Source organism: Sciscionella marina DSM 45152, assembly GCF_000379465.1.
Taxonomy (GTDB): Bacteria; Actinomycetota; Actinomycetes; order Mycobacteriales; family Pseudonocardiaceae; genus Sciscionella; species Sciscionella marina.
In genome coordinates, this window is sequence record NZ_KB905415.1 from 20,827 (window position 1) to 31,193 (window position 10,367).

Consider the following 10,367-nt stretch of genomic DNA (forward strand, 5'->3'; position numbering starts at 1 on the left):
ACGAGTTGGGCACGTACCTGCATGCTGTGACTCACGTTACTGCTAATTAACTGCCATTAACCACGCGGGTAATCCACCGTTGTTGCGACCACTCGCACGGGTATGGACGCTCCTTCCCGCGCCGGGTGATCTTGCAGCGTCAAGCTGCCGTTGAGCTGGAGTAGATATGGCACATCAGTCCACACGGAGCCCTTCGACCGCGGACCTGACCGCGTTTATCGGTATCGATGTCGGCGGCACGCATACCGACGTGGCGGTCAGCTCGGGCGACCGGTTGGTCCGCGGAAAGGCATTGACCACCTACGACGACTTCAGTCGTGGCGTATTGGCCGCGATCGAGGTGGCCGCGGGCACCCTCGGTGTCGGGTTACATGATCTCCTGGCCGGCACCAAGATGTTGATCAACGGAACCACGGTGGTCACGAACATCATTACCCAGTTGCGCGGGGCCAAAGTCGGAGTATTGATCACCGAAGGTTTTCGGGATGTCTTCCGCATCGCTGGAGGTCCGCGACTCAACGTCGCCGACGATCATCTCCAGACCAACGTCCCGGACCTGGTGGATCGGCGCACGATCAAGGAGATCACCCAGCGCACCAACTACGCCGGAGACGACATCGTGGCGTTGGACGAGCACCGGGTGCGGGAAGCGACACGGGAGCTGGTCGAGGTCCACGGTGTCGACTCGATCGCGGTGTGCTATCTGAACAGCCACGTCAGCGGCGACCACGAACTGCGTACCGAGCAGCTCATCCACGATTTGTACCCGGAACTGTTCGTCACCCCGGCACACCGGGTGTTCCCGGTACGCGGAGAGACCCGCCGGTTCACCACGGCGGTACTGAACTGTTTCGTGCATGACCAGACCCGGGCCTACATCAACTCCATCGACACGAAACTGACCGAGGCGGGTCTGCCGCAGCCGCCAGTGTTCTTCCAGGGATTGGGTGGCGCCATCAGCAAGGACCGGGCCGTTGCACACCCGCTCGCACTGCTCGGCTCCGGACCAGCCGGTGGCGCGCTCGGGGCGAACGAACTCGGTAAGCGCCTTGGCTACCAGAAGATTCTGCTTGGCGATATGGGTGGCACGAGCTTCGACACCGGCATCATCAACGACAACGAGGTGCACACGCAAAAGAACATCGAGATCGGCCAGCTACAGACCGGCGTCAACGTCGTCGACGTGGTGTCCGTCGGCGCGGGAGGCGGAAGTATCGCATGGGTCTCCCAACGGGGTCTGCCCCAAGTCGGCCCTGACAGCGCCGGCTCCCATCCCGGGCCTGCTGCATACGGCCTCGGTGGACAAGAACCGACGGTGACCGACGCGATGACGGTGATGGGCTACATCGACCCGGAGAACTACCTCGGTGGACGGATGCACCTGGATACTGGCGCGGCGGAGACCGCGCTACAGGACAAGTTCGCCAAGCACTTCGACTGGTCTGTGGACAGGGCTGCCGCTGCGGTGCACGACCTTGTGGTGGTGAACATGGCACACGCGGTCCGTGAGGTCAGTGTCGGAAAAGGCTATGACCCCCGCAACTTCACCTTCCTCGCCTATGGCGGCACGCTGCCGCTGTTCGCTTCGCAGATCGCCGACCGGTTGAAAATTCCGAAGGTAGTGATCCCGCAAAATAGCTCGGTGTTCAGTGGGCTGGGTTTGCTGTCCTCGGATTTCGTGTTGCGCAAGGACCAAACCGTGGATTGGAAGCTGAACAAGCCCGAGGAGGTCGGCCGAGTCAACGAGGCAGCCGATCGGCTACTGGCCGAGGCTTTGGCTGAGATGCGCGCAGAGGGCTTCGCCGACGAGGATATCGAGGTGGCTCACAGCGCGGACTTCCGGTTCGAAGGCCAGGTGTACGAGCTGACCATGCCAGTGCCGAACCGCCACCTCACCAAGGACGACACGGAGTCTCTCGCCGAAGGATTCTACGCGCTGTACGAACGCGTTTACGGTGTCGGCGCCGCGTTCGCCGGCGTGCCCGAGGTACTCCTGAACTACACGATCACGGTCACTGGCCATCAACCCCGGCCGGCGCTGCCCGAGCTGAAGGAATCACCGACTCCGCTCTCAGAGGTACGGAAAGGCGAGCGCGAGGTCTACATACCGATGACTCAGACCCGCCAGAAGATTCCCACCTACGATGGGGCGAAGTTCACCCCGGGCACCACGATCATCGGCCCGGCGATCATCGATGAGAACGACACCACCATTTTCGCGCCACCAGGAACGACGGTCAGCCGTGACCGCTTCAATAGCTACGTGATGACCCGGGAGGACGACTGATGACCACCGCTCGCCGTGACTACGACCTGGTCACCGCCGAAGTGCACCGCAAGGCCGTGGAGAATTTAACCGAGGAAATGGCCCTGGCGATGGTCCGCACCTCGACCTCCCCAGTGGTGTACGAGGCAAAGGATTTCTCCACCTGCTTCTTCGATACGGTGCCCGAGCAGCTCGGCTTTTCCGGGTATGTGCTGTTTCATATCGGATCGTCTCGTGGTGGTGTGCAAGCCATCAAGGAGCTCGGTGAGGACGGCGACCTCAAGCCCGGCGACGGGTTCGTCACCAACGACCCGCGCGCTGGCGGTGCCATGCACCAGGCCGATGTCGGTGTGATCATGCCAATGTTCTACAAAAACGATGAGCTGATCGGCTGGGGGTTCGCCAACCTGCACGTGGTGGACATCGGTGGCGTCGGCATTTCCGGCTATGCGCCCGGCGCGCACGACGTGTTCGAGGAAGGACTACGGTTTCCACCGGTGAAAATCATCAAGGGCGGTCGGATCGACAAGGAATGGGAACGATTCATCGCGGCCAATGTGCGTGCACCTGGACCGGTACTTTCGGATATTCGCAGCATGATCGCGGCGAACAATGTGGTGGCCAACCAACGACTGAACGCGATCGTGGACGAGTTCGGGCTGGAAGGCTACCGCGAGCTGTGCGAGATCAACAAGAATCTCAGCGAGGAGGTGCTGCGGGAACGGATATCCCGGCTGCCCGACGGCGTCTACGAGACGGCGGACTGGAACGAGTTCGACGGTCACGATGGTCCCGACCAGTTGCTGGACATGCGCTGCCGGATGACCATTGCCGGGGACGACATGCGTTTCGAATACTCAGGGGTGCCGCAGATCGACGCGTTCGTGAACTCGGCGACGCACGCGATGCACGGTCAGACGATGAGCGGCATCCTTACCACGATGGCGTACGGGGACTTTCCGATCAACGCGGGACTGTGGCGACCGGTTACGGTAGATGTCGGCGAGCCGGGCACGATTGTCAACTCCATCGACCCCGCGCCGTGCAGCAACGCCCACTCCGAAGTCGGTATGCGCGCCTGCAAGCTCACCACCGAATTGCTCGCCCAAGCCATGTCGTTGTCCGACGACCCGGAGATCCGCGGTCGGCTGGCCGCACAGGGGCAGAACGGGTTCCCTGCGGTCAACCTGGTCGGCCAGAACCAGTTCGGTAACACCTCGGTGGTGTTCTACGTCGATAACGCAGTCGGCAGCGGCGGCGGTGCGCAGACCATCATGGACGGGCAGGATGCCTACGGTTGCACCACGATGACCGGTTGCGGGGTCGCTGACGTGGAAACACACGAGTCGCTGGACCCCGTGCTATGGCTGTGGCGACGCATTTCGCCGAATTCCGGCGGCCCCGGCTTGTTCCGCGGGGGTCAGGCGATCGAGCAGGGCTTTGCTTGGCACTACACCGACCAGATGAACGGACCCGGATTCAACGCCGTGGCCGAGGTCCCGCCACGCGGGTTCGGCGGCGGCTATCCAGCCAGCAGCGGCAACTATTACCCGATTGAGCACACCAACGTGGCCGAGCTGCTCGCCGCGGACAAACTGCCAATCCTGCAGCGGCTGCACGGTGACAAGCGCACCATCCGTTCAAAGATCGGTCACCTTCAGGTGAGCCGGGACGATGTGCAGGTGTGGCTCTCCGGTGGAGGTGGCGGTGTCGGTGACCCCCTGCTACGGCCCGTAGATACAGTCACCAAGGACCTGATCGATGGATATATCACCGAAAAGCACGCTCGCAACGCCTACGGCGTTGTCACCAATGGCGACACCCCAGATATCGAGGCGACCACCAAGCTCCGCAACGAGATCCGTACAGAGCGGATCGGTAACACTCCGAAGTCCGAGATGCGTGCACCGGCAAGTCCGGGTGTCGCGGTCGCCCTGTACCGGGGGTCCGGCAACGAGCCACACTGGTCGTGCGGCTACTGCGCGGCAGACCTCGGCACGAACACCGAGAATTGGCGGACCGCACAGGGAACCGTGGCTCGCCAATACCCGATCTTCGAACGCTACGAACACCTGGATATGCACGTGAAGCAGCGGTTCGAGGAACCCGGTGTGGTGCTACGCGAGTACTACTGCAGCTCTTGTGCCGGCGTGCTCGGCGTGGACGTAGCCACTACCGAACTGGACGTGTTGCCCGAACCGAGGCTCACAGAGGCTTGATTCAGCAGCGATGACGCGGCTTGGGCCGATGCACGCTACCACCGGCCCAAGCCGCGAGGGAGTTGCCGATGAAGTTTGGGTTCATGGAGCTGCCCCGGTCTATGGCCGAGACGACGGAGCTGGCCAAGCACGCGGACGAGGCCGGTTACACCTGGATGGGAATCGCGGACACGCCGACCGTATTCCAGGAATCCTACCTACACCAGATGGAGGCGCTGCGGAACTCGCGGCGCCTGCTGGTCGGCCCCTTGGCCACGCACGTGGTAGTGCGGCATCCACTCATCGTGGGCAACCTGCTTGCCACACTGCACGAGACCAGCGGTGGCCGCGCGATCGGCGCCGTGGCCACCGGCAACAGCGCGGCCCGGGGGCTGGGGCTACGACCGGCGACGGTAGATGAGCTGGGTGAAGCGGTGGCGGCGATCCGCGGGTACTGGGCAGGCAACGGGGGCGCGTTCGATAGCCGCACCTTCCCCGGCAGCACCATCCCGGTGACCGGGATCAGTCGGCGCGGTTGCCCACTGCTGGTTGCCGCGGACGGACCGCGGGTCACCGCGCTCGGCGGAGAGGTAGGCGACGGCGTGCTCTACGGAGGCACCATGGCCCCCGAGGTATTGGCACGGCGAGTGGAGACAGGGCGAATCAGCTCCGGGCAACACTTCTGGGTCGGCCCTGGTGTGTCACTGGCAGAGACGGTGGACGCGGTGCTCGACGACATGGGGGCGCTCCTTGTCGCGATGGCGAACCGAGCCTTCCGCGGCGATCTGACCGAACGCGGAATCCCGGCGGCGCGGCAACACGACGTGCGGCTGATGTGGGAACACTACGACTACGGCTCCCACGCCGATAACACTCGTCCGCGCAACACCACCGTCGTGTCTCGAGAGCTAGCCGAGTACCTGGTGCGCAACTTTGTCGTGTGGGGCCAGGTGCAAGAGTGGGCACAGCGCCTCGATGAACTGGAGCGGCATGGCTGCGACGGGGTGATGTTCATCCTCGGCCAGGGCGACCAACTCAGAGCCTTGCGCGGCATCACCGACCGGCTCCGCGAACTCGGGCGATTGTAGAGGAGAATCCAATGGCAGCAGGGACCCGGACAATACCGGGAGTGGACACCGCCGCAGCCCCGCCGTGGTCGGCACTCAACGTTACCCACCTAGTCGAACGAACCGGCCGCGATCCCGCCCGCACTGCCGTGGTCTGTGCGGGACAATCCCGCACCTACGGTCAGTTACGCGATCGATACCGCCGGGTCGCAAACGGCCTCGTGGGCCGCGGTATCGACCGAATGGACAGAGTCGGGCTCGCCACCACCAACCGGCTCGAGTACTTCGAGGTCGAGTTCGGCATCTCGGGAGCGGCAGCGATCATGGTGGCGCTAAGCTTCCGTTTGGCCGACGCGGAGCGAATCAACCTGTTGGCCCGATCCGGCGCCCGCGCCGTATTTGCCGAACACACCTACGTACCGGCATTGGCCGCCGCACGCGCCAGCGGCCAGCTGCCGGAGCTGGAACTGATCGTGTCCTTCGGCACCGTCGATGGCGCGGACGTGGAATACGAACAGCTGTGCGCCGAGGCAAGCGGCGAGCGCCCGGCTGTATCCCCTCCTGCCTTCGACGACCCTCACGAAATCATTTACACCTCCGGCACAACCAGTGCCCCCAAGGGTGTCATCTGGTCGCACGGCACTGTCATGTGGAACTCCATTCAACAGGTCATGGATTTCAACCTCCGCTCGGACCACACGACCTACGTACAACTCGACCTCAATTACATCGGCGGGAGACACGACTTCACCTTCGCCGTGCTACACCAAGGCGGCACCGTGCACCTGCGCCGTTCCGGCGGGTTCAATGCGGCCGAGGCACTGCACTACGTGTGCGAGCATCGGATCAGCCACGTGCTGTGGGTCCCGACCATGCTTTACGACGTGCTACGCGTGCCAGAACTCAAGCAGCTGAACACCAGCACGCTCGAGATGATCATGTGTGGTGGCGCGCCGCTATCCAAGGAGAGCGTCCTCGATGCGCAGCGAGCCTTCCCGCACACCAGGTTCGTGCAAGTATTCGGGTTGACTGAGGGGGGCGGTACAACCACAGTCGTGCCGCCCGATTCCCTGTCCACCAAGATCGGTTCCGCGGGCAAAGCGTCGATGCATAACGAAATCCGCATCGCCGATGACGTCGGTGATGCACTGCCTTCGGGGCAGATCGGCGAAATCCTGATCCGAGGACCAGCGGTGACGGTCGGGTACTGGGGCGATCCGCAGGCCACGGCCGAGACCGTAGTGGACGGGTGGCTGCACACCGGCGACCTTGGCTACCTCGACGACGAGGACTTTCTGTATGTGGCGGGCAGGAAGAAAGACATGATCATCACTGGCGGGATGAACGTGTATCCGAGCGACGTGGAGGGCGTGGTGCGCCAACATCCCGCAGTGGCGGACGTTTCGGTAATCGGGGTGCCCGACGAGAAATGGGGCGAGCGGGTCTGCGCGGTGATCCAGCCACTCACTGAGGTCACGGTAGACACCGAGGCGATCATGGCGTTCTGCAAGGAGCGGCTGGCCAGTTTCAAAAAGCCCACGGTCGTGTACACGGTGGACGAGCTACCGAGAACGCTGTCCGGCAAGGTCAAGAAATACCTGTTGCGTGACCGGTTCGCCAACTCGACTGCTTCGGGGAACCATCCTTGAAGCCATTGGCGGGTCCACCGGCTTGGTGATCCCTCAAAACCACAGATGTCCTTGGTGGTGCCGATCACCAGATACACGACTCGTACGACGCAGGAAACATCGAGCCAGCGATATCTGAGGCCCCCGAGCCCACTGACGTGCCAACCGCGCCGACCCGCTAGGAGCGACGAGGGGTGGTCGGCGCGATTGAGCCCCACCGCATGGTCCATTATCCGCGACTTCGCAACGGAAGAGGCTGCCATGTTCAACCCGCTCAGCGCACACGAACTAGCCATGATCCTCAGCACCGTGCTGCGCGGCTCTGCGCGCTGGGACCGCCCTCTCGAACCCTTCGAGACGGCCCAGTTGCTCTCCGCAAGCAGCATTGCCAAATATCTGTCGGCCGAGCTGGCCGGACAGACAGCGACACTGAGTACGTTTCGGGACGACCTCGCCTCCGAATTGCGCGACGAGCTCGATCGCCAACCGCAGGGTACTTGGGCGGACGGAATCCGTACCTGCCTTGCCGGGCTCGACACCGACGATCCACGGAACCTGGGCAAGCTCATCGGTGAGCTGCTGGACACCGGGCGAGGGCAGCCCGAACTCGACCGATTCCGACCTCAACTGCATCGGCTATTAGGAGAGCTGGCGAGCAAAGAAGTCTCCATACTCGCCAGCGCGGGAAAGTCAGGAGGAACGAAATGAGCGAAGACCTGGTACACGCTCCGGGAGCCGAGCGCCGGTGGCGGGAAAGCTACTACGTGTCGTTCTTCGACCCTGTCCACCGTATCGGTGGGTTCTCCTCGATCGGCAAGCGTCCGGCCACAGGACACAGCGGATTCATCAACGTGATCTGGGGGCCGCAGCTACCGACCCTCGTCTCGTCGGAATACGACACGTTCACCACCTGGGACAACAACCACGAAATCGCCGGTATGACCTACGCAGCGCAGGAACCATTCGGTCGTTGGCGAGTCACCTTCGACGGACGGCTCAACAACGGCGGGACGGGCGCCGAATGCGACCATCAAGCGCTCGGTCCAGCCACGGAGAACACTATCCCGGTGCGCTACGACCTGACCTTCACCCCAACCCATCCCCCATACATCTACTCGCACCAGCCCGGGATGACCCGACTGTTTACCGGACACATCGACGAGGTGGGGACGGTCACCGGCACCCTGACCATCGACGGTCGAGAGCACCACATCAACGCGATCGGCGGCAAGGACCACTCCTGGGGTGTGCGGGACTGGTTCGCGCCGCGTGAGTGGCGATGGATCGACCTGGTCATGGAACCAGGACAGCACACGCACCCGAACCTGACCATGTGGCGCGGTAATTTCCCGGAAAACCCCGACGACTGGCCGCAGGAAGGCGCTCTCTACCACCAGGACGGCACGGTTACCCCGCTGACCGACTACACCGACCAGCTCACCACGGCCGACCGCAACCTCAAACCACTGCCACGGACGATGACGGCACTGGCAACCAGCCGAGACACCAAGCTACGGTTCACCGGAGAGATCATCCGAGTACTGCCGGCTCTGTTCTTCCGAGACGAAGCCGACGAACAACTCATTGCCTGGAACGACCGTGCGCTGGTCGAGTGCACGGTCGATGACGGTGTGAAAGGCTGGGCCAACGTCGAAATCGAAAGCCTCGTGCGGGCACCGCTTGGGTCGTATCGAAAGGACTGATTCCCGTGGACGCTCGCATCGACGCCGCCCTCGACGTGCTGATCGATTCGGGTGAGCTGCCCCTGGCCGCCCGGTCAAGGAACTGGAAAGTCATCCAGTTGGCCGGCGGCTGGTCGCGACGCACCCACCTCGTCTCCGACGACACCATCTCCTATGTGGTCCGGGCGAAACCCGATGGCTCACTCCTGGACACCGACCTAGAACGCGAGTACCGCACCTACGTGGCGCTGCAACGTGCCAAGATCCCGGTACCGGCCACCTACGGCATCAACACCGCACAACAAACCGCATTCGACGGCCCGTTCTTCGTCATGGACTGGGTGCGAGGTAACGCGCCGAACACCTGGCAGCGCACCGACCGCGAACTACTCGAGGCCAACTGGGCGAACAGCCGAAGCCTCGGCACCGATTTGGTCGAGACCGCGGTACAAATCCACCAATGCCCCGTCACACAGTTCACACACCTCGGTGCCGCCCGAGCATTCCACGAGGTGGTGGATCGGTGGCAGGACACCTTCGAACGACAGCGACTGGTCCGCGATCCCATCATCGACGAGTCTTTCGAGTGGGTCCGCTCCCGTGAGCCTGACCCGGTGCCGCCAGCCCTTGTGCACGGTGACTACCGAATCGGGAACGCGATGCTCGACAACCACCGCATCGCTGCCATGATGGACTGGGAATTGGCCTACATCGGCGACCCACGGTTCGACCTCGGCTACGCTAACCTCGACTATTTCGCAGGCAAATTCGTTCACAAAGGCTCCGACCTACTGTGCGCCGTCGCCGACCGAGACTGGTTCTTCACCGAATACGCCCAACGTACCGGCGCTCCGGTGGACCGCGATGTGGTGCGCACTTACACGGCACTCGGCGCCCTGGCCCTGCTAACCATCCTCCACACCGGTATCCGAATGTACGCAGACGGCAAAACACCCGACATACGAATGGCCTGGAACCAGTACGCCATGCCCGGCCTGCGACACGAACTGACCACCATCATGACATGGTGAGCGTCAATGGCGATTTGAACTTCCCCTTGAATCGTGGAGAATCTCAATGACCGTGTCAAGCCGCAGCAGTGATCGGTGTGGGCGCGGTTGGGGTGAAGAGTCGGTTGTCGCGCAGCAGTGCCCAGAGCACGTCGGCGAGGCGTCGGGCTAGAGCGAGCAGCGCCTGGGTATGGATGAAGCGTTCGCCGCGCTTCTTGTCGCAGAAAGCGCGGGAGGGACCATCGGCGCGGAGGCTGGACAGCGCGGCCATGTAGAACACACGCCGCAGCCGTCGGTTGTAGCGACGTTCCTATGAAGCTTCTATGTCGCGTCAAGCCCCGATTTGGTGGTGTTGGTGAGGTGGCGGTAGAGGCGTCGGGCGAGGTAGCGCTTGATGCAGCGGCGGATCTCGCGGTTGGTTTTGCCTTCTGCGCGGCGCCTGTTCGCGTAGGCGCGGGTTGTGGGGTGGTGGACCATGCGGACCATCGCGATGACGTTCAGTGCGCGGTTGAGGCG

General features: G+C 63.0%; 7 protein-coding genes and 2 pseudogenes. 7 read left to right on the forward strand and 2 right to left on the reverse strand.

Annotated features, from left to right (window positions below):
- The first annotated feature begins 166 nt into the window (after positions 1 to 166).
- The 7 genes from A37U_RS0132160 to A37U_RS0132190 all read left to right on the forward strand — a co-directional run bounded on the left by A37U_RS0132160 (position 167) and on the right by A37U_RS0132190 (position 9,872).
- The gene (locus A37U_RS0132160; RefSeq protein ID WP_020500795.1) at positions 167 to 2,287 is read left to right on the forward strand and encodes a hydantoinase/oxoprolinase family protein; all 2,121 of its coding nucleotides are present in this window, start codon (positions 167 to 169) and stop codon (positions 2,285 to 2,287) included.
- The gene (locus A37U_RS0132165) at positions 2,287 to 4,485 is read left to right on the forward strand and encodes a hydantoinase B/oxoprolinase family protein (protein ID WP_020500796.1); all 2,199 of its coding nucleotides are present in this window, start codon (positions 2,287 to 2,289) and stop codon (positions 4,483 to 4,485) included. The genes A37U_RS0132160 and A37U_RS0132165 overlap by 1 nt, the downstream gene beginning before the upstream one ends.
- A gap of 68 nt (positions 4,486 to 4,553) precedes the next feature.
- Positions 4,554 to 5,552: an LLM class flavin-dependent oxidoreductase gene (locus A37U_RS0132170; protein WP_157183155.1), complete on the forward strand. Its 999-nt coding sequence runs from the start codon at positions 4,554 to 4,556 to the stop codon at positions 5,550 to 5,552.
- Positions 5,553 to 5,593: 41 nt separating this feature from the next.
- Positions 5,594 to 7,180, forward strand: a complete 1,587-nt coding sequence (locus A37U_RS46405; RefSeq protein WP_169526968.1) for a class I adenylate-forming enzyme family protein — start codon at positions 5,594 to 5,596, stop codon at positions 7,178 to 7,180.
- Between the two features lie 240 nt (positions 7,181 to 7,420).
- Entirely contained in the window at positions 7,421 to 7,867 is a 447-nt protein-coding gene (locus A37U_RS0132180; RefSeq protein WP_020500799.1) for a hypothetical protein, read from the forward strand.
- Positions 7,864 to 8,862 (forward strand): DUF7065 domain-containing protein, encoded by a 999-nt coding sequence (locus A37U_RS0132185; protein WP_020500800.1) that lies wholly within the window; start codon positions 7,864 to 7,866, stop codon positions 8,860 to 8,862. Before A37U_RS0132180 ends, A37U_RS0132185 begins: the two co-directional genes overlap by 4 nt.
- A gap of 5 nt (positions 8,863 to 8,867) precedes the next feature.
- Positions 8,868 to 9,872: a phosphotransferase family protein gene (locus tag A37U_RS0132190; protein WP_020500801.1), complete on the forward strand. Its 1,005-nt coding sequence runs from the start codon at positions 8,868 to 8,870 to the stop codon at positions 9,870 to 9,872.
- Positions 9,873 to 9,927: 55 nt separating this feature from the next.
- Here the strand turns inward: A37U_RS0132190 and A37U_RS0132195 are convergent.
- Positions 9,928 to 10,158 (reverse strand): annotated as a pseudogene (locus A37U_RS0132195) (IS110 family transposase); the annotation flags it as partial.
- Positions 10,159 to 10,172: 14 nt separating this feature from the next.
- Positions 10,173 to 10,367: pseudogene (locus tag A37U_RS46410) on the reverse strand (IS110 family RNA-guided transposase); the annotation flags it as partial.

Coding starts and splice junctions, on each gene's coding strand:
- A37U_RS0132160 (WP_020500795.1), top strand. CDS start 167: ATGGCACATCAGTCCACACGGAGCCCTTCGACCGCGGACCTGACCGCG.
- A37U_RS0132165 (WP_020500796.1), top strand. CDS start 2,287: ATGACCACCGCTCGCCGTGACTACGACCTGGTCACCGCCGAAGTGCAC.
- A37U_RS0132170 (WP_157183155.1), top strand. CDS start 4,554: ATGAAGTTTGGGTTCATGGAGCTGCCCCGGTCTATGGCCGAGACGACG.
- A37U_RS0132180 (WP_020500799.1), top strand. CDS start 7,421: ATGTTCAACCCGCTCAGCGCACACGAACTAGCCATGATCCTCAGCACC.
- A37U_RS0132185 (WP_020500800.1), top strand. CDS start 7,864: ATGAGCGAAGACCTGGTACACGCTCCGGGAGCCGAGCGCCGGTGGCGG.